The 19,530-nt window shown below is 63.4% G+C and carries 18 protein-coding genes; 3 read left to right on the top strand and 15 right to left on the bottom strand.

From position 1 onward, the window contains the following. Position 1 precedes the first annotated feature (1 nt). From IM737_RS15640 to IM737_RS15625, 5 genes are all read right to left on the bottom strand, one after another. Positions 2 to 1,132 carry an ABC transporter permease gene (locus IM737_RS15640; protein WP_236895384.1) on the bottom strand — a complete coding sequence of 377 codons (1,131 nt, stop codon included), beginning with the start codon at positions 1,130 to 1,132 and terminating at the stop codon, positions 2 to 4. Beyond that, positions 1,129 to 2,754, bottom strand: a complete 1,626-nt coding sequence (locus IM737_RS15635) for an ABC transporter ATP-binding protein (protein WP_236895382.1) — start codon at positions 2,752 to 2,754, stop codon at positions 1,129 to 1,131. The genes IM737_RS15640 and IM737_RS15635 overlap by 4 nt, the downstream gene beginning before the upstream one ends. Positions 2,755 to 2,760: 6 nt before the next feature. After that, positions 2,761 to 3,765 carry a BMP family lipoprotein gene (locus tag IM737_RS15630; RefSeq protein ID WP_236895380.1) on the bottom strand — a complete coding sequence of 335 codons (1,005 nt, stop codon included), beginning with the start codon at positions 3,763 to 3,765 and terminating at the stop codon, positions 2,761 to 2,763. A gap of 192 nt (positions 3,766 to 3,957) precedes the next feature. Then, entirely contained in the window at positions 3,958 to 4,080 is a 123-nt protein-coding gene (locus IM737_RS20975) for a hypothetical protein (protein ID WP_272906535.1), read from the bottom strand. A gap of 249 nt (positions 4,081 to 4,329) precedes the next feature. Next, the gene (locus tag IM737_RS15625) at positions 4,330 to 4,794 is read right to left on the bottom strand and encodes a CoxG family protein (protein ID WP_236895379.1); all 465 of its coding nucleotides are present in this window, start codon (positions 4,792 to 4,794) and stop codon (positions 4,330 to 4,332) included. A 235-nt stretch (positions 4,795 to 5,029) separates the two neighbouring features. On the opposite strand from IM737_RS15625, the gene IM737_RS15620 reads away from it, so the two are divergent. From IM737_RS15620 to IM737_RS15610, 3 genes are read left to right on the top strand one after another with little or no spacing between them, the layout of a single operon-like run. Further along, positions 5,030 to 6,256, top strand: coding sequence for a cell surface protein (locus IM737_RS15620; RefSeq protein ID WP_236895377.1), 1,227 nt, complete (start codon positions 5,030 to 5,032; stop codon positions 6,254 to 6,256). 14 nt (positions 6,257 to 6,270) lie between these two features. Further along, the gene (locus tag IM737_RS15615; protein WP_236895375.1) at positions 6,271 to 7,209 is read left to right on the top strand and encodes a DUF6384 family protein; all 939 of its coding nucleotides are present in this window, start codon (positions 6,271 to 6,273) and stop codon (positions 7,207 to 7,209) included. 4 nt (positions 7,210 to 7,213) lie between these two features. Beyond that, positions 7,214 to 8,770, top strand: a complete 1,557-nt coding sequence (locus IM737_RS15610) for a hypothetical protein (protein WP_236895367.1) — start codon at positions 7,214 to 7,216, stop codon at positions 8,768 to 8,770. Between the two features lie 145 nt (positions 8,771 to 8,915). Here IM737_RS15610 and IM737_RS15605 read toward each other — a convergent pair whose 3' ends face one another. The 10 genes from IM737_RS15605 to IM737_RS15560 form a co-directional block, all read right to left on the bottom strand. Further along, positions 8,916 to 9,314: a VOC family protein gene (locus IM737_RS15605; RefSeq protein ID WP_236895365.1), complete on the bottom strand. Its 399-nt coding sequence runs from the start codon at positions 9,312 to 9,314 to the stop codon at positions 8,916 to 8,918. A gap of 135 nt (positions 9,315 to 9,449) precedes the next feature. Continuing rightward, positions 9,450 to 10,040, bottom strand: coding sequence for an SCO family protein (locus tag IM737_RS15600; protein ID WP_272906534.1), 591 nt, complete (start codon positions 10,038 to 10,040; stop codon positions 9,450 to 9,452). Beyond that, positions 10,040 to 10,525: a copper chaperone PCu(A)C gene (locus IM737_RS15595; RefSeq protein ID WP_236895363.1), complete on the bottom strand. Its 486-nt coding sequence runs from the start codon at positions 10,523 to 10,525 to the stop codon at positions 10,040 to 10,042. Before IM737_RS15595 ends, IM737_RS15600 begins: the two co-directional genes overlap by 1 nt. A gap of 49 nt (positions 10,526 to 10,574) precedes the next feature. Beyond that, positions 10,575 to 10,958, bottom strand: a complete 384-nt coding sequence (locus tag IM737_RS15590; protein ID WP_236895361.1) for a hypothetical protein — start codon at positions 10,956 to 10,958, stop codon at positions 10,575 to 10,577. A gap of 59 nt (positions 10,959 to 11,017) precedes the next feature. Continuing rightward, positions 11,018 to 11,929, bottom strand: a complete 912-nt coding sequence (locus tag IM737_RS15585; RefSeq protein WP_236895359.1) for a LysR family transcriptional regulator — start codon at positions 11,927 to 11,929, stop codon at positions 11,018 to 11,020. 33 nt (positions 11,930 to 11,962) lie between these two features. Next, a complete protein-coding gene (locus tag IM737_RS15580) occupies positions 11,963 to 12,700 on the bottom strand; it encodes a TSUP family transporter (protein ID WP_236895357.1) in 738 nt (245 codons plus the stop codon). Positions 12,701 to 12,802: 102 nt separating this feature from the next. Further along, positions 12,803 to 14,104 (bottom strand): hypothetical protein, encoded by a 1,302-nt coding sequence (locus tag IM737_RS15575; protein WP_236895355.1) that lies wholly within the window; start codon positions 14,102 to 14,104, stop codon positions 12,803 to 12,805. A gap of 52 nt (positions 14,105 to 14,156) precedes the next feature. Next, entirely contained in the window at positions 14,157 to 15,455 is a 1,299-nt protein-coding gene (locus IM737_RS15570) for a hypothetical protein (protein ID WP_236895353.1), read from the bottom strand. 207 nt (positions 15,456 to 15,662) lie between these two features. Then, positions 15,663 to 17,561, bottom strand: a complete 1,899-nt coding sequence (locus tag IM737_RS15565; protein WP_236895351.1) for an ABC transporter ATP-binding protein — start codon at positions 17,559 to 17,561, stop codon at positions 15,663 to 15,665. Continuing rightward, entirely contained in the window at positions 17,558 to 19,408 is a 1,851-nt protein-coding gene (locus IM737_RS15560) for an ABC transporter ATP-binding protein (protein WP_236899943.1), read from the bottom strand. The genes IM737_RS15565 and IM737_RS15560 overlap by 4 nt, the downstream gene beginning before the upstream one ends. Positions 19,409 to 19,530 lie beyond the last annotated feature (122 nt).

Genomic DNA, 19,530 nt, shown 5'->3' with positions numbered 1-19,530 from the left:
GTCAGCTCTCCGTCGTCGCGGTTTCGCGCTTGACGGCTTCCGCCTTCTGCTCAGGCGAGAACAGCATGAAGGTGCGTTCCAGCGACGGGCGCAGCAGACCCTCCATGGCGCCGGTGAACAGGATCACCAGAGCCTGGATGACCACCACCATGTAGCGGTCGAGACCGGGGATCACATATTGCAGCTCGTTGCCGCCCTGGTAGAGGGCGCCGAACAACAGGCCGGCCAGCGCGATGCCGATGGGGTGATTGCGGCCCATCAGCGCCACGGCGATACCGACGAAACCGGCATCGGCGACGAAGTCGAGGGCCAGGCGGTTCTGCACGCCCAGTACTTCGTTGACCGCCACCATGCCGGCCAGCGCGCCGGATATGGTCATCACGATCATGATCATGCGCGAATTGGATATGCCCGCATAGCGCGAGGCGACCGGATTGTGGCCCAGCGTGCGCATGGCAAAACCGAACTTGGTGCGCCAGATGACGACATAGACCGCGACCAGCGCAATGATCGCCAGGAAGAAGGTCAGGTTGACCGGGGTGCTCTTGAACGGCGCGAAGAAATCGCCGAGCTGCGGCATCTGGCCGGATGGCGCGATCGTCTCGGACTGAGGGCCCATGGACGAAGCCGGCTTCAGCACGCGGTTGAGCATGTAGACCATCAGCGCCGAAGCGATGAAGTTAAACATGATGGTGGTGATCACCACGTGGCTGCCGCGCTTGGCCTGCAGCCAGCCGGGCACGAAGGCCCAGAAGCCGCCGAACAGCGCTGCAGCACCGATGCCGGCGAGCATCACCAGCGTCCAATGCGTATATTGCAGCGCCAAAGCCACCAGGATCACGCCGAGGCCGGCAATGTAGGCCTGGCCGTTGGCGCCGATATTGAACAGACCGGCATGGGCGGCGAAGGCCACGGCAAGGCCGGTGAAGATGAAGTTCGTCGTGTAATAAAGCGTGTAGCCGAAGTTGAAACCGTTGCCGAAGGCGCCGGTGACGATGGCCGCCATGGCATCGATGGGGTTCTGGCCGATCATCAGCACGACTAGGCCGGAGACGACGAAGGCCAGCGCCAGGTTGAGCAGCGGCAGCAGGGCTATGTCGGCCCATTTGGGTAGCGGACGGGCGGCGCTCATGGCAGGGGTCCCTGTTCGGCGATGCCCAGGCCGCGTGGGGCTTTCTGATTGCCGATGCCGGCCATCAACAGGCCCAGCTCGCCTTCGGTGGCGGTGGCGGGATCGGCCTCGCCGACGACCTGGCCGTCGAACATGACGACGATGCGGTCGGCGAGCGAGCGAATTTCGTCGAGCTCGACCGAGACCAGCAGGATGGCCTTGCCCTCGTCGCGCATCTTGATGATTTCGTTATGGATGAACTCGATTGCGCCGATATCGACACCGCGCGTCGGCTGCCCGATGATCAGCACATCCGGATCGCGCTCCATCTCGCGGGCCAGCACGATCTTCTGCTGGTTGCCGCCTGAAAACAGCGAGGTCTTGAGCCGGTTATTGGGCGGGCGCACATCGAACAGCTTGATGCGCTCTTCGGCCTGGCGCTTGGCCGCGCCGATATCGAGCAGCATGCCTTTGCCGTATTCGGGACTGTCCTGGTAACCGAGGATGGAGTTTTCCCATTCTTCGAAGGCGGTGACGAGCCCCATGCGCTGACGATCTTCCGGCACGTGGGCGAGACCGGCAGCACGCGCCCGCGCCGCGCCGTCGTCGCCGCGCAATTCCAGCGGCTGGCCCTTGAGCATGACGCGACCAGAGCGCTGGTCGCGCATGCCGGACACGGCTTCGAGCAGCTCAGTCTGGCCATTGCCGGACACGCCGGCAATGCCGACAATCTCGCCGGCACGGATGGAGAAGCTCACGCCCTTGACGCGGACCACGCCGAGATCGTCGGCGACCACGAGATTTTCGACGGCGAGCAGTTCCTTGCCAGGATTGGCCGCGCCCTTTTCGACGCGCAACAGCACGCGGCGGCCGACCATCAGCTCGGCGAGCTGTTCAGGGTTGGTCTCCGATGTCTTGACCGTCGCCACGATCTGGCCCTGGCGCATCACCGAGACATTGTCGGTGATGGCCATGATTTCACGCAGCTTGTGGGTGATCAGGATCACCGTCTTGCCCTGCTCGCGCAGGGTTTCGAGCACACGGAACAGATCGTCGGCCTCGGACGGCGTCAACACGCCGGTGGGTTCGTCGAGGATGAGGATATCGGCGCCACGATACAGCGCCTTGAGGATTTCGACGCGCTGCTGCGAGCCGACCGAAATATCCTCGACAAGCGCATCGGGATCGACCTCGAGGTCGTATTCACGCTCCAGCCGGTCGAGCTCCTTGCGGGCGCGATCGAGGCTGGGCTTGAGCAGGCCGGAATCCTCGGCGCCCAGGATGACATTTTCGAGGACGGTGAAATTGTCGACCAGCATGAAGTGCTGGTGCACCATGCCGATACCGAGCGCCAGGGCATGGCGGCTGTCAGTGATGGCATGTTCGGCGCCGTTGACGCGGATCACGCCGCTATCGGCCGAGTAGAAACCGTAGAGAATCGACATCAGTGTCGACTTGCCGGCGCCATTTTCGCCCACGATGCCGTGGATGGTGCCGCGCGCCACTTTGAGATCGATGTCGCGGTTGGCGTGGACGGGCCCGAAGCGCTTGTTGATCTTCTCAAGCTCGATCGCCCAGCCCGAGGCCGGTGAAGATGCAGCGGCCGTCTCCGGCCGCTGCTGATGCTCGTTGTGCTCGCTCATATAAGCTTAGAGCGGGCAGGTGGAGTCGGTGGTGTAATCGTGCACGACGACTTCGCCGGCCACGATCTGGGCCTTGAGAGCATCGAGAGCGGCGATGTCTTCGGCGCTGACGAGGTCCTTGTTATTGTCGTCGACGGCATAGCCAACGCCGTCTTCGGCGAGGCCCAGAATGGTCACGCCGGGCTTGAAGGTAGCGTCGTCGCCGGCTTCGGTGAAGGCGGTGATGATGGCCGTATCGACGCGCTTGAGCATCGAGGTCATGACCGAGCCGGGATGCAGGTAGTTCTGGTTGCTGTCGACGCCGATCGAGTACTTGCCGGCATCGGCCATGGCCTGCAGCACGCCGAGGCCCGAGCCGCCAGCAGCGGCGAACACGATGTCGGAGCCGGCATCCATCGAGGCCTGAGCCAGTTCACCGGCGGTCACCGGGTCGTTCCAGGCAGCCGGAGTGGTGCCGGTATAGGCTTCGGTGATCTTTATGTCGGCATTGACGGCCTTGGCGCCCTGGGCGTAGCCGCAATAGAACTTGTGGATCAGCGGGACGTCCATGCCGCCGACAAAGCCGACCGAGCCGGTTTCCGACTTCATGGCCGCCAGTGCGCCCACCAGGTACGAACCGGTATGCTCGTCGAACAGGATCGACTGTACGTTCGGGCCTTCGACAACGGTGTCGATCACGACGAAGTTGGTGTCCGGGAAGTCGGGCGCGATGGTGTCGAGCACGCCGTTCCACATGAAGCTCATCATGACGATGGGGTTGGCGCCCTGGCTGGCGAAGCGGCGCAGGACCTGTTCGCGCTGCGCGTCATTCTGCAGTTCGACATCGACATAGGTGCCGCCGGTAGCGGCCTTCCATTCCTCGGCGCCGTTATAGGCGGCCTCGTTGAACGACTTGTCGAACTTGCCGCCCAGATCGTAGATCAGCGCGGGTTCGGCGAGGGCGGCACCGGTCAGCACAGCGCTCAGCGCGACGCCGCCAGCGATAGCCTTGGTGAAGGTTGAAAATTTCATGAGGTCAGTCTCCCTGTCTCGCACATGAGCGTCGGCGCGAGCCAACGGACAATCTCTGTGCGCTAACGAAGGATACAATCGTGCAAACGAGACGCCTGCAAGAGGGAATCGCGGAAATTTTTCCGGTTGGTCAAAATTTGTGCCCCCGCCGCGGGCGGGGTGCACAACAATGCACAAGTGCTGAGCGGACGCCTAGAAACGGGCGGCGAGGTCGGTGAATATCTGGCCCAGATCGGCATCGGCATAGAGCACCGCGAGAATGGCCAGCGAGGCGATGGCGAAGAGAGCAAGCGTATCGCGGGTGCGGGTTGTCATGGCATTTGATTCAAATTGGAAGCAGGACGAGCTCTTCCTACGCCAGGAACGGGCACCCGATTGTGATGCTTTGAGGGCAGATCGGGGCGTGGTTAAGGAGAGGTTAAGGCTGGTGCCACGCCCTCGTGGTTCGAGGCTCGCGAAGAGCTCGCACCTCACCATGAGGACTACTGATACTCCGGGCTAACAACAGCCCTCATGGTGAGGTGCGCGTTCTTCAGCGCCTCGAACCACGAGGGCGTGGCAGTATCACTCCGGCGCTAGCGGCGTTACCTCCGCCCCCATCGCCGCGCCGAACCGCTCGAAAAACCCGTCGATCACCTTCTGCGCCGAGTTGCCGATGATGGCTTTGCCCAGCCGCATGATCTGGCCGGAGGCCCCGCCTTTGGCCTCGAACACCAGCAGTGTATCCTCGCCGTCATCGGACAGGATGATATCGGCCGAGCCCTCGGCCAGCCCGAGCAAGCCGCCCCTGCCCTTGCCTGACAGCGTGTAGCGCTCCGCCGGCACAATGCCCGACAGCGACAGGTCGCCCTTGAATACGGGATGGACCACGCCGAGGTTGACCTTGATCTCGAGATCAAGCGCGGTTTCGCTCACCCAGTCGATCTTGTGGCAGCCAGGAATCGCCGCCTTGAGCACGCCGGCATCGTTGAGCGCGGCCCATACGGCGACCCGCGATGCGGCTATCTTATAGCGGCCGCCGAAATCCATCAGCGGCCACCGTCGCCGAAGTGTTGCGCCACGGCCCTATTGTGGCCTCTATGCCCACGGAAACAAAGGATTGCCACGCTTGGTCACTCCGCTCTTTACGTGCGGCTTTTTCGCACCAATATGGTCTAAATAGTGGGCCTGCCGGACGGTTGCAATTGTCAGGCGGCGGGCCAGCAGCAATGTAGTGCGCGAATGGGCGCAGCCGCCGGTTCGGCGTCAACGGGGAGCGACAAGAATGGCCAATGAAGTGACAACCGCACCGGCAACCGAAGTGGCGCCTGTCGCCGTGGTTGCGGAGAAGCCGCTGCAGTATCTCGACAAGGCCGTCAATGCCATCCGTGACCTCGGCGTGTGGCCCGAGCAGCAGGGCGAAGCGCCGATCACGGGCCTGTTGCAGCAGATCACCGAACTGGACGAAACCCGCGTCGTGCTCATTGGCCGGACCCTCAGCCAGGCCAGCTCCTTCAACGAAGTGGTGCGCGAGCAGATCGCCGCCATGAAGATCGGCGAGCGCTACGAAGAGATCACCAAGGGTTTTGATTCCATCCGCGACGACGCCAAGGGCATGGTCGACCAACTGGCCGACAACAAGCTCGACCTGCTCGAGCGCGCTTCCAACGTGTGGATGAAGGTCAGCCGCGGCGATATCGCCCAGCGCTTCAACAAGATCCGCGACACCTACCTGGCCGTCACCGCCGACACCAAGGACCAGATCGACCGCGAGCACACGATTCTCGAAGCTTATCGCGATTTCCGCGGCGCGCTGAAGCAGGCGGAAGTGATGGCGCTCGAAGTGCTTGATACCGCCGGGAAGCGCCTCGAAGACAAGAAGAACATCCTCACCGCTGCCTCGACTGCGGTCTCTGCCTATGCCGGCAGCGTGCCGGCCGATCGCGCCCGCCTCGAAATGGATCGCGACGAGAAGCTGCGCGCGATGCAGAACGAGGAAGGCCGCTACCAGATCGCCAAGGATCTCTCGGACAACCTCACCATCTCCTACAATACGTCTGAAGTGGTGATGGCGCGGCTGATGCAGACGACCAATGCCAAGGAGCGCGTCTATCAGCAGTCGATCTCGTTCTTCTCGACCAACGAGACCGTGCTGACGGCGCTTTCGGCGTCGTTCACCGGCATGTTCGGCCTGCATGAGTCGACCGAGACGCTCAACGCCATGAAGGAAGGGATGAGCAAGAGCCTCGAGACCCTATCCGAAATCGGCGACAAGGTGACCGAAGAGGCCGTGCGCGCCGGCTATGGCCCGACAGTCCGCGCCGACGCGGTCAAGAAGCTGGTCGATTCGGTGGTCAACTTCCAGGAGAAGAGCCGCCTCATCATCAACGAGATGCGCGTGGCCTCGACCAAGAATTCGGCCGAAATCCGCGATGCGGTGGAGGACGGCAAGCGGCGCCTTGCGGCTCTTGCCGCTGAAGGCAATGCGCTGCTGCTCGAAACCCGCAAGTAAGGGGACGCGTCTCGGTGAGTGACGTAACAGCCAAGCCTGTTGCACCTCTCGACGAAGTCATGCTGGCGATGGACGTGGTCGACACGCTCCGTCACCGGCAGGACCTGGCTACGCGTGAGCTCGGCACCGATGCCAAGGAAGCGCAGCTGATCGACAAGCTGCGCCAAATCTACCACGACCAGGGCATCGAAGTGTCCGACCATATCCTCAAGGAGGGTGTGGCGGCCTTGCAGGAAAGCCGTTTCGTCTACGATGCGCCGCCGCCCGGTTTCGGCACCACATTGGCCCGGCTCTATGTCGGGCGCAAAAGCTGGGGCCGGCCGGTGCTGGCAGTGGCCGGAGTGGTGCTGGTCGCCGCTATCGGCTGGTTCGGCATCTGGCAGCCCTATCAGAATGGCCAGATCGAAGCGGCCCGGATCGAGCTGGCAGAGGGCCTGCCGGCGCAGATGGATGCGCTCTACCAGACGATCTTTGAAGAAACCAAGGTGCAACAGGCCGTGGTTCGCGCCGAGGCGATCCGCACGCGCGGCCAGACCTTTGCCGCCGAGGGCAACCGTACCGCCGCCGAGGCGGCTGTCGCCGATCTCACCGCCCTGCGTGACCTGCTGCGGCAGGAATATTCCCTGCGCGTGGTCAATCGCTCGGACGAACAGTCCGGCTTCTGGGTCATCCCCGACAATAATACCGAGGCCACCAACTATTATCTGGTGGTGGAGGCGCTCGACACCGACGGCAACACGCTGGACCTGCCCATTCTCAACGAAGAGAATGGCGAAACCGAAGTCGTGTCCAAGTGGGGCGTGCGCGTGTCCGAGGCAGTCTACGACTCGGTGGTCGCCGACAAGCGCGACGACGGCATCATCCAGAATAACGAAATCGGCCGGAAGTCGGATGGCTTCCTCGATGTGGAATACAATGTGCCGGTTTCCGGCGGAGCGGTGACGCAGTGGTAGGTCTATGAGCATCCGCGGTCCCGAAGCCCTGGCCAGCCTCGACGAGGCGATGCGCGACATCCGCCGCGAGGAGGACGATCTATCGACCCGCCTCGCCCGGTCGGCCGAGCGCGTTGCCAAGATCAAGGAAAGCGAAGCCGAGCTGTTCCGGCAGCTGGCGCAACTGCGTCTCGACCCGTCGGTCCAGGGCGAACTCGACGGCGCCATCTCTGCCGCCGAAGCCAAGGCACGCGAACAGCTCAAGGCGCATGCCAAGGACCTCAGCAAAGCCGAAAAGGACGTTGCCGAGAGCGACGCGACTTTGGGTCGGCTGACGGCAGAACGCGCAGAAGCGCTCAAGCAGTTCGAAGGCCACCAAGCCGAACTCAAGACGCTGGCCGCCAAGCTCGGCGCGACCATAGCGCGCGACCCCGCCTTTGCCGCCAAGCGCAACCAGGCGACCGAACTGGCCGATGTCGCCGCGCAGTCCATGCGCAAGACCGAGCAGGCCGAGGCCGACCGCGATGCCAAGGGCAAGCCCTATCGCGACGATCCGCTATTCCTCTATCTGTGGGAGGCTGGCTACGGCACGGCCAGCTATCGCGCCAACAACCTGATCCGCTATCTCGATGGCCTGGTCGCCGGCATTGTCGGCTTCCACAAGGCGCGACCCAACTTCGCCATGCTCAACGAAATTCCGCTGCGGCTGCGCGAACATGCCGAACGGCAGATCGCCATCGCCAAGGCGGCCGAGGCCGAGGTGGATGCACTCGAGGCGCAGGCCATTGACGCCGCCGGCGGCAAGCCGATCCGCGACGCCATGAGCGCGGCACAGCAGCGTATCGACGCGCTCGACGCGCAGATGGTGGCTATCGAAGACAAGCGCGACGAAGCAACCAAGACGCTGAGCGCACTGTCGCAGGGCAACAATCCGGCCTTCGCGGGAGCGCTGTCGGAACTGGCGGTCGCCCTGGGCCGCGAGGATATCCGAACGCTGCTGGCCGATGCGCGCAAGACCCGCACCGGGCAGGACGACACCATCGTCGCCCAGATCGACGATGCCCGCGCCCGCGCCAAGGAAGAAGATGCCGAGACGGCCGACCAGAAGGAGCGGCTCAAGACCCTGGCCGCCCGCCGTCGCGAGCTCGAAGACATCCAGTGGGAATTCAAGAAGCAGCGCTTCGACGACCCGCGCTCGACCTTCCGCGAGGACAAGCTGGTCGGCGACCTGCTGAACGATTTCCTGCGCGGCGGCATCTCGGCGGCATCCTACTGGGACCAGTGGCAGCGCAGCCAGAACTGGAGCGCCGGCACCTCCGACTGGGGCGGCGGCGTCGGTCTGCCCAACAATGGCCGGCAGTCGAACAATCCCTGGCCCGACAATGGCGGCAGCACCTTCAACTGGCCCGATTCCAGCTTTGGCGGCGGCGGCAGCACAAAGAGCAAGCCCAACAATGGCGGCTTCGGCGGCGGTTGGACCGGCGGCAGCTCCAACAGCGGCGGCGGCGGCTTTTCGCGCCCGCGCACCGGCTCGGTCGGCACACGCAAGCATTCGGGCTTCAAGACGGGCGGCGGGTTTTAGGGTTCAGCGCCACGCCCTCGTGGTTCGAGGCTCGCGAAGAACTCGCACCTCACCATGAGGGCTACTGATACTCGATCCAACAACAGCCCTCATGGTGAGGTGCGCTTCTTCAGCGCCTCGAACTACGAGGGCGTGGCACAGTACGTCAGTTCGCCGCCGGCTGGGCCATCAACTCCCACACATTGCCTTCGGTATCCTCAAAATACGCCGAATAGCCCCATTCCGTCTGGGTGCCCTGGGTGATGATGGCGCCGCCGCCGGCCAGCACCTTGCGCAGGATGTCATCGACCTCGGCCGGACTGCCGGCTTGATGGCTCAGCACGAAGCCGGGGGAACCTGATATCGCGACATCCTTGCCAGCCGTCTGGGCGATCTGATCGCGCGGGAACAGCACGAAGGAAAAATCGTCGTCGAAGAAGAAGGCGACATGGTCTTCGCCGGCGCCGATCTGCTCGTCGTCCATGTCGAACAGAGCGCGATAGAACACGAAGGCGCGCTCGAGGTCGTCGACACCGATGGTGATGATGGAGATCGATGGCTTCACGACGCAGCTCCTGTGCTTTTGCAATAGCCTAGCACGAAGCGCAGTGACGTCACCCCCTTGCAACCTCGCCCATTGCAGCGCGGGTCACCCCACCTCTTTGAAGCCCGGCCCGACTTTGACGGACCGGGCAGTTCGTCACGACTTGCCGAGCAGGTTGCGCAGCTTGCCGAGCGCTGTCGCCTGATCCTCGCGATAAGCGATGGTGCCCTGGAACTCGCCTGCGGCATCGAGCAGGAACACCGATGCGGTGTGGTCCATGGTGTAGTCGCCACCCTCAAGCGGGACGCGCTTGTAGTAGACACCCCAGGCCTTGGCGATCTTGTCGATCTCCTCTGGCGTGCCGGTAACGCCGGTAATGCGATCGCTGACCCAGCTCACATAGTCACCGAGAATATCAGGCGTGTCGCGCTCCGGATCGATGCTGACGAAGTAGGCGCGGAGGTCCTTGCCGTCTTCGCCCAGGGCCTCGAACCAGCCGGACATTTCCGCCATGGTGGTCGGGCAGACTTCGGGGCAGTGGGTGAAGCCAAAGAACAGAGCCGAGGGGTGGCCCGCAAACAGCGCCTGGTCTACCGCCTTCCCGTTCTGATCGACCAGGCTATAAGTGCCCTTGCCGAAGCCGTCCGCCGGCCCCTGGCGCAGGAATAGCGCGCCGCCGCCCGCCGCCAGGGCGACGACGGCGACAACGATCCAAAGCCCGATGCGCAGGCTTCTGATGCCAGCCATCAGTGCGCGTGCTCGCCAGCAGGTGCCTCATCGGCGGCAGCATCGAGCACCGGCAGCGCCAGTTCGACGGTGCCGGCCTTCTCGAACACCAGCGTCACCGGCACGGTCTCGCCTTCGACAAAGGCCCGCTTGAGGCCCATGAACATCAGGTGATAACCACCGGGCGCCAGCACCACCGTCTCGCCGGCCGGCAGCTCAAGGCCATCGGCGAGCTGACGCATCTTCATCACGTCGCCCTCCATCGCCATTTCGTGGATCTGCACCACATCGGAGGCGGGCGAACTGGCCGAGATCAGCCGGTCGGCTTCAGGGCCCTCGTTCTCGATGGTGAGAAAGCCGCCGCCGACGGGTGCATTGGGCAGGGTGGCGCGGGTAAAGGGCAGCGAGATGTTGATGGCGCCCAGATGGGTGACGCCGTTATGGGCGAAGGCGGGCGTGACGATGAGGATTGCGGCCGCAAGGGCAGCGCGAAGCGTACGGATCATGATGAAATTCCGGATTGAATGAGGTCTGGCGAGCCGGTGGCTCAGGCGATCAGACCAAAATCGGCGGTGCGCGTGGCCCGGCTGGCGGCGCTATCGCGAAAGGCGTGACTGTCGCCAAGGCCACGGTGAGCGGCGCGGCAACGAAGATCGCGCCCAGGTTGAGCGACACGACTTCGAGCGTCGGCGCAAGCGCAGCGGGCTTGCCGATGCCAGCGGCGGGGCATTTGGCGATGCTGACATCGCGATCCTGCTGCCCCGTCTCCGTAGACGAGCAGAGCACCCAACCGCTTTCGATGGTCGAATAGCCGAGATCCTGAAACGCGAGCTGGCTGGCGCGCGCCTGATGCAGCGGCGTGAGGATCGTCAGCAGATAGATGGCGAGCACGGCCAGGGCCGTTCCGACTTCTCTCATTCTGCTAGGGGCGCTGCTCATACCCGCATTCCTAGGCGGGTTTGGCGCAGTGCTCAATGGCCGAGTTGTCGCAAGCGGCTCTAGGCCGCCGGCACATAAGTCTCGTTGCACAGTGCGATAAAACTCTTCATCGCGGCCGACAGCGGCGTCGACTTGCGGCGGGCCACCAGCAACTGGCGCAGGGCCCAGGGTTCGGCCAGCGGTGCGCAGGCGAGATCGGTGCCCGCCAGCAGATGCAGGCTCGTCGACCGCAGGAACCCGATGCCAAAGCCGGCCTCGACCATGCGCACCAGAGCCGGGAAACTCTCGACGCGCAGGTTTTCGACCAGCGGCTTGCCGGCCGCCTTGGCGGCATCGTCGAGCAGGCGATTGAGCGAGCCGGCCTGGCCGCTGCCGACGATGGCATGGTCGAGCACTGCGGCGAAAGGCAGGTCCTTGCGCGGTTCCATGCGCGCCGCCAGGGCATGTTCGGGCGGCGCCAGAACCCAGACGCGGTCGTCTTCGAAGGCTTTGATCTCGAAGCGGGTGAAGTCGTAATTGTCCGAGACGATGGCGATATCGGCCCTGCCCTCGTCGAGCGCCAGCAGCGCCTTGGCCGCCGACATTTCCTGCAATTGCAGATCGATGCCGCTGTGCTTGGTGGCGTAGCGCGCCAGCAGTTCCGGCAGGCGGCCGGTCAGCGCCGAACTGGTGCAGGCCAGCCGCAAGGCGCCACGCTGGCCGGTGCCGAAATCGGCCATGACGGCATCGAGATCGGCAATGGCGCGTAGCACGGTGCGGCAGCCCTCGGCATAGGCTTCGCCGGCCGTGGTCAGCTTGACGCCATGGGCCGAGCGATCGAACAGCACCACGCCGAGCCTACCCTCAAGATCGGACACGCGCCGACTGACGGCGGACGAGGCAATGCCCTCGCGCTCGGCGGCACGACCGATCGAGCCGGTCTCGGCCAAGAGCAGGATGAGGCGTGCAGTTACGCTGTCGAAAGGTGCCATGTTGTCTCCCCAGCGGCACCATACTCATCGGCGTCAGATCAGCAAGGAAATGCCACGCGCCAGGTAGTAAATGCCGATGGCGGTGACGATCAGCCGGGTCCACGATTTGAAGTTGGCATCGGTCAGGCGCTGCAACACCCAGTGCCCGGCACTGGTGCCCAGGATGGCGAAGGGAGCGGCCACCGCGATCCAGCCCCATTCGAGGGGCGTCAGGATCATCGTGGCGTTCCAGTAGAAGACCACCTTGGCGGCATGGGACACGACCTGGGTTGCCGCCTTGGTCGCAATGATCTTGCGACGATCCATCGGCGTGCGGATGAAGAAGATATCGACCGTTGGCCCGGAGACGCCGACTGCAAGGTTGAGCCCGCCACCCAGCACGCCGCAGACAAAGGCATGAAGCGGCTTGGAGGCATCGAGCGCCAGCCAGCGTTGCGGGATCCACACCAGAATGGGCAGCAGCCCGATGGCGATGCACACCGTTGCGAGATCGGGCGTGTAGCGCAGGATGAACAGGACGATCCCGGCGGCAAGCAGGCCCAGGCAGATGAGGCCCAGAATCTTCCAATCGATATAGGCGCGCGACATGTAGGCCCGCGAGCCGTTGGCAACGATCTGGATAGCGCCCTGAACGGCAATGGCCGTGCCGACCGGCAGAATGGCGAGCAAGACGGCCAACAGCACCAGCCCGCCCGCCATGCCGAAGATGCCCGATAGCGTCGATGTCAGAAACACCGCCACGAGCAGCGCGGCAGCAATGGCGATCGTCATGTGCGTTCCCCAACGTCACTGGACTTGTGCGCCGCGTCGGGGCGGCGGACCAGAACCGATTGGGCAAGGGGTCTTGCTGGGGCCCGGCGCCACGCAAGATGGTCAATCAGCCAAAGCCGGAAAATAATCCTTCGCCGTTGGTGCCAGAAACTGCGGAATATCCGCCAGCTTGACCGTCACCAGATCGTCGCCACAGGCGAAGATCACATGCGGCAGGCCGACCAGCGAGAACACCACCGTGTCATCAGGCGCGAAGCGCATGCCGAGGTTGCTGGCGATCAGCTCGTCGATGCCGCATTCGGTTTCGTAGGTCTCATCATCGCTGACCACGCGGTTGGCGATGACATAGTCGATCAATGGCTGGCCAGCCTGCCAGCCATAGCGGCCCGGATTGGCCAAAGCGGCGGCCTGATCCACATCGGCGTCGTAGTCGTCATAGTTGGTCGTCGCCGTCCAGTCCTTGAATACAAGCCCCATCGCGAAGGGCGCGCCGGTCTTGGCGTCGATGATGTAGCTGTCGAAATGGTTGTTGGGATAGGCGCCGCCGCACCAGGTGCTGCCGCCTTCGGTCCAGCCCACCAGCGTCGGCGACAGATAGGCCATGGTGACGCTTTCATAATCGAAGTCACCCAGCGTGCCGTAGCCCATGTCGAGCATGTCGCCACGGCCACCGAAGCCGCCATAGACCAAACTCAGGCAGTCGAAGGCGAAATAGTTGATCTGGGCGTGCTCGGCCGCCAGTGCTGCATTGGCCGCGTCGGTCGAGCTGCCATCGGCGAAGGCGACGATGCGCGGGAAAGCGAACTTGCTGCGCGGATCGGTGACGTAGCGGAAGCTGGAACCCTCCAGCACCTCCACCGGCCCTTCCTCAAGCGCCACATCCATCTTGGCGAAATCGTAAGGCGCCGCCTCGGGCGTGAAGCTGGTGCCGCCCGAATAGGTCAGTTGCTGGGTGCTATCGTAGAGCCCATAGGGCGTAATCTCGGTACCCTCGGGCAGCGTGCGGCGGCCGATCTCGGTCAGTGTCACATCCAGCGTCTTGCTCTGCTTGCCCTCGGCCCCCCAGTTACCGCCGAGCGAGCCGTCCGCTGCATATTGCAGAATCCAGACCGCACCGATGGGCTTGTTGGTGATGACGCCATTGTCGTCGGAGACGCAGGTCGTTTCCGTGCATGGCGCCTCTTCGAGCAGGCCGATATAGCCGTCCACCTCTTCGAGCGCATTAAGCGGAATGTCGCCACCCTGGCTCATGTAGCTATAGCGACCGACTGGGTCGCCATTACCGGGATCGGCCAGCTCGACCACGATATCGTGGCCACCCAGCGTGCCCTTATAGGTCACCGCATCGATGGCGAAGCTGGGAGCAGTAGAAAGCAACAAGGCGGCGGCAATGGCGAGGCGCATGGATTATCCAATCGTGCCGTAGGGCGGCAGCGGAGGCGGGGAACAGCGGAGATCAGTGGGCCAATGACGGGAAGAAATTCTCGGCCGAAGCGTGCATGAACTGCGCGATGTCGAGCGCCGGCACGGCGAACAGGTCGCCGTTGCAGACGCCGATAACATGCGGAAAGCCTGATAGCACGAACATGATCTGGTCGTCCGGTAGGTAGCGCACCGTCATGTTGTCGGCCAGTGCTTCGTCACTGGCGCAGGCCTCGAGCAGTTCAGCGTCGTCACCATAGAGCGCGGCCTTGTCGGTATTGGCCTGCACATAGTCGATCAGCTCCTGGCTCGGGCCCCAGCTGAAATAGTCGTCCGGGCCGGCTGCAGCGAGCACTTCGGGCGCCACCACATCCATGCTGCCATATTCACGCGGCACCCAGGCCGAGAAGATGTCCCGTTCGGTCAGCGGCGCACCGGTGCGGACGTTGTAGTTGTGGACGTCATAGTGATTGTAGGGATGCGCGCCGACACAATAAGTGCTGCCGGACTGCGTCCAGCTGATCAGGTTCGGCGTCAGGTTGCTGACCTGGATGGTTTCGTAATCGATATCGGCCAGATGCCCGCCGGCATAGTTGAAGTCGTTGGTCTGGCCCCAGGCCGCATAAACGAAGGCCAGGCAATCGAGCGCCGACAGGCTCAGGCGGTTCTGCATTTCTTCGAGCTTGGCATTCATCACCGCGGGATCGCTGCCGTCATCGAGCGACGTGATGCGTGGAAACTCGAACTTGGTGCGCGGATCGATCATGTAGGTAACCGTCGTATCGTGCGTATACGTCTCGCGCCGGCCTTCCACCTTGGGCAGGCTGAACAGAACGCTTTCATAAGCGGCATTGTCCGGCGTCAGTGGCTGGGTCATGTCGTAGCTGAGGATGGCGCTGCGATCATGCAGGCCGAACGGCGTCGGCTCTTCTGTCGTCAGCGCCCGGCGGCCGACCTCGATGAGTTCGACGGTTTCAACGATAGCCTTCTTGCTCTCGCTGGTGCGCGTGCCCATCAGCGATCGACCATCATCGGTGATATCAAGCGCCCAGGTCGCGGCGCGGGGCGGCATATCGGCCACGCCCTCGGAATTGGGCACGCATGCGGTCTCGCCGCACGGGCCCTCCTCGGCAAAGTAAAACATGCCATCGGGGCTGGCCGCCGGATCGAGCGGAATGTCGCCACCCTGGTCGATATAGGTAAAGCGCCCACCCACCGGCTCGATGATTTCAACCACGATCTCACGATCGCCCAGCGTGCCCTTGTAGGTCACGGCATCGGCAAAGGCGGGGGTAGCTGACAACAGCAGCAGGGCGGCGAAAGCGAGACGCATGGCGAGGCTCCGATGATGCCGGAGGCCATAGCATGCACGGCTGAATGGGGGCTGAACAGGGGTGATCAGGGATGGGAGCACCCGCACCTAGCCTCCCCTCAAGGGGGAGGGACAGATCGCGTGTGTCGCACGATCCAGCCTGAATTACAGGGCGGTCCCTCCCCCTTTTCAGGGGGAGGTTAGGTGGGGGTATCCTTGCTTCTAGCGCTACGTACTCGCCGCCCGCGCATTGGCCTGCGCCACCAGCTCGTCCGGGATATCGTCGAAGCTGGCATAGTTCATGTTGTAGAGCCTGGAATAGAGCCCGCCCAGTTCCATGAGCTGGTCGTGGTTGCCCTCTTCGATCTTCTCGCCATTCTGCAGCACGATAATCCGGTCGGCCCCGCGAATGGTGGCGAGGCGATGCGCGATCACGAGGCCCGTACGCCCTTCGAGCAGGATTTCGAGCGCCTTCTGGATCTGGCGCTCGGTATAGCTATCGATATTGGCCGTGGCCTCGTCCAGCACCAGGATTTTGGCATCGGCTACCAGAGCGCGGGCAAAGCTCAGCAGCTGCCGCTGCCCCAGCGACAGGTTGGAGCCGCGTTGTTCGAGAATACTGTCATAGCCGCCGGACAGCCGCTCGATGAAATCATGCGCGCCGACGGCCTTGGCCGCCGCGATGACGCCTTCGCGCGTCGCCGATTTCTTGTTGTAGCGGATATTGTCAAAGACCGAGCCCGTGAACAGAAACGGCTCCTGCAGCACCATGGCGACCTGCTCGCCCAGGCTTTCCTGGGTTATATTGCGCACGTCGTGACCACCCACCAGAACGGCGCCGTCCTGCACCTCGTAGAAGCGATGCACCAGCGACATGGCTGATGTCTTGCCCGAGCCGGTCGGCCCCACCAGGGCGACCGTCTCGCCTGGATTGACGCGGAACGAGACATGCTTGAGCACCGGGCGCTCCGGATCGTAGCCGAACACCACGTCGCTGAAGGCCACCGAGCCATCCATGTCGCGCGTTAGTGTCAGCGCGTCAGGCTTGTCGTTGATGGTCACCGGCAGGTCGAGCACCTCGGTGATGCGGCGACCCGAGGTCATGGCGCGCTGCATGATGGAATACTGCATGGTGAGCGAGCGGATCGGATCGAAGAAACGCTGGATGTAGAACAGGAAGGCCACGATGACGCCGACCTGCAATCCGCCATTGAGCACCATTGAACCGCCCACCAGCACCACCGTGGCCATCGAAATGCCGGTCAGGCTGTCGACGATAGGCACCATGACCTGGGCATATTTCGACCCGGTCAGCTGCGCACGCAGGTTATGATGCGCCTTGTCGTCATAGAGGTCGAAATTGACCTTCTGGCGATCGAGGTTCTGCACGGTGCGCACGCCATTGATGCCTTCGGCCATGGCGCCATTGGTCAGCGAATTGGTTTCATGCGCCGCCCAGAAGGCGCGCTTGGCCGGCGGCAGCCAGAAGATGCGCACGATGAACAGGATGGGCATGGTGATCAGCGTCAGCACGCCCAGCCAGGGATCGAGCGTCAGCAGCACGGCAACAATACCGAACAGCAGCACGATATCGCCCACCGAGATCACCGAGGTCTCGAGGAATTCCTGCATGGAATTGACGTCGCCCTGCAGACGGCTCATCAGGCGGCCGACTTCGGTCTTGTCCATGAAGCTCAGCGACACGGCCTGCAATTGCGCGAACATGGCGCGGCGCATGTCGAACAGCACATTCTCGGCCACCTGCCCCACCTGCGTTTCCTGAACCCAGGACGCGGCGAAATTGAACAGCACGCAGATGGCAAAGCCCAGCACGGCCCAGAGCAGGTTGGTGACATTGCCGCCTTCCACCATGCCGCCATCGATGGCCCAGCCGATGATCAGCGGAATGGCCAGCTGCGTGGTGGTGAAGACCAGCACGGCGGCCACCGACAGGTAAATCTTGCTGCGATAGGGCCGCACGAAGGCCCAGATGCGCCTGATCGTCTTGGGATCGTAGGCCTTGCCGAAGACCTCTTCCTCGATCTTGTGGCTGCCCACGCTGGCGCGCGGTGGCCGTTGGCCGGGAAAGGTGGCGCTGTCGCGTTCGTCGTCCTCGATCACGCTCATTGGGCGGCCTCCCCGACTTCGGTTTCATCAACGGGGCGGGTTTGCAGGTCGAACAGGGCGCGATAGCGTCCACCCAGCGCCAGCAATTGCTCGTGGCTGCCCTGTTCGATGATCCGTCCATTTTCGATGAACAGGATCCTGGTGGCATGCATCAGCGAGCTCAGGCGGTGGGCGATGATGAAGGTCACGCGGTCCTTGGCGTAGCGGCGCATGGCGCTGCGGATGCGGTGTTCGGTGCCCGCATCGATGGCGGCGGTGGAATCGTCGAACACCATCACCGCCGGCTTGAGCACGAGGCTCCGCGCGATCGACAGGCGCTGGCGCTGGCCGCCCGACAGCGACACACCGCGCTCGCCCACCACCGTGTCGTACCCGGCGGGCAGGCCCATGATGTAATTGTGCAGCTGGGCGCTTTCGGCAGCCCTTTCGATCTTGGTCTCCTTGGACCATGGGTCGCCATAGGCGATGTTGTTTTCGATCGTGGTGGTGAAGAGGAAGCTGTCCTGCTGCACCACGGCGACCTGCCGGCGCAGGCTTTCCAGCGTCACGTCGCGCACATCCTGCCCGTCGATCGTCACGCTGCCCGCAGAAACATCGTAGAAGCGCGACATCAGGTGGGCGAGGGTCGACTTGCCGCTGCCCGGCGCTCCGACAATGCCGATCGTTTCGCCGATCTTGCCTTCGAAGGTGACGCCGTTGAGCGTCGGATGCAGCGCGCCCGGATAGGTGAAGTGCACGTCGTTGAAGGCGATCGTTCCCGCGCTGACCTCAAGCGGCTTGGCGCCGGCCTTGTCCTCGATATCAACCGGAGCATCGAGGAAGGCATAGAAGCGGTCGCCGCAGGTCGAGGCTCGGGCGAAGGAATTGACCATCAGGCCAAGCTGACGCACCGGCATCTGCAGGATGGTCATGAAGGTCAGGAAGGCGGCCAGCGTGCCGACGCTCATCTCGCCCGCAATCACCTTGTTGCCGCCGAACCAGAGTACGAGGCCCATGGCGGCGAAGAACGAAAAGGTCATCATCGAGGTATTGCGCACGCGCACCATGACGCGCTCATGCGCCAGTTCCAGTGCCGCCTCGGAGGCCTGGTCGAACTTGTCGAGCTCGTACTTCTGGCCCGAAAAGGCCCGCACCACACGGATACCGCCCAGGTTTTCTTCCATGACGCGGGTCAGTACCGACAGGCGCTCCTGCAGCACCAGCCAGGTCTTGCGCAGCAGCAGTTGCGCCACCGACGAGCGCCAGGCCACGAAAGGCACGAAGCTCAGGGCGATCAGACCAAGCAGCACGTCGGTCGTCAGCAGCATATAGGCGCCGACACCGATCAGCACCGTCAGCAGGATGGTGCGGACGAAGCCGGTGGCGAAGAACATCCGGAGGCCGTCGAGATCGAGCAGGCCCAGGGTGATCAGGTCACCCGAATGGACCTTGTCGTGATAGGAATAGGACAGCCGCTGCACCTTGTCGTAGAAGGCCAGCCGCAATTCGTAGCCGACCCGATGGCCGACGCTTTCCGAATAGTAGTTCTGCACCAGAGTGAAAAAGCCGCGTGCCACCGATAGCGCCAGCAGCGTCATGGCGCTCCAGAACAGCGCCTGTTCAGCACCCGTGCTGCCGCCGGCGACGAGACCGCCGGCCTGATCCACCGCATGGCCGAGCACGCGCGGGATCATCAGCTGCAACACCGACGCCATGATGGTGCCGCCAATGGCGAGGCTCGCCTGCCAGGGGTGCCGGAAGGAATAGAGCGTGATGCGCACGAGCGGGCTTTGGCCCTTACCCGCATGCGCCGCCGCAACATGAGTTCGAGCATCGCCGCGTGAACGGTCGCGGCCAACCTTGTCCATAGTCAAGGCGGTATCCATACATCAAAATGTGGTGGGTCCGTTGGGCCAGATTGCCAGCGCGGACAAATCAACTTGTCTGACTATAAAATGCCCATTCGGCCTACCATTCAAGCTGCAATCTG

Origin of the sequence: Devosia sp. SL43 (assembly GCF_021729885.1) — a bacterium.
Classification (GTDB): Bacteria; Pseudomonadota; Alphaproteobacteria; order Rhizobiales; family Devosiaceae; genus Devosia.
This window is presented reverse-complemented; position numbering and strand designations above follow the sequence as displayed.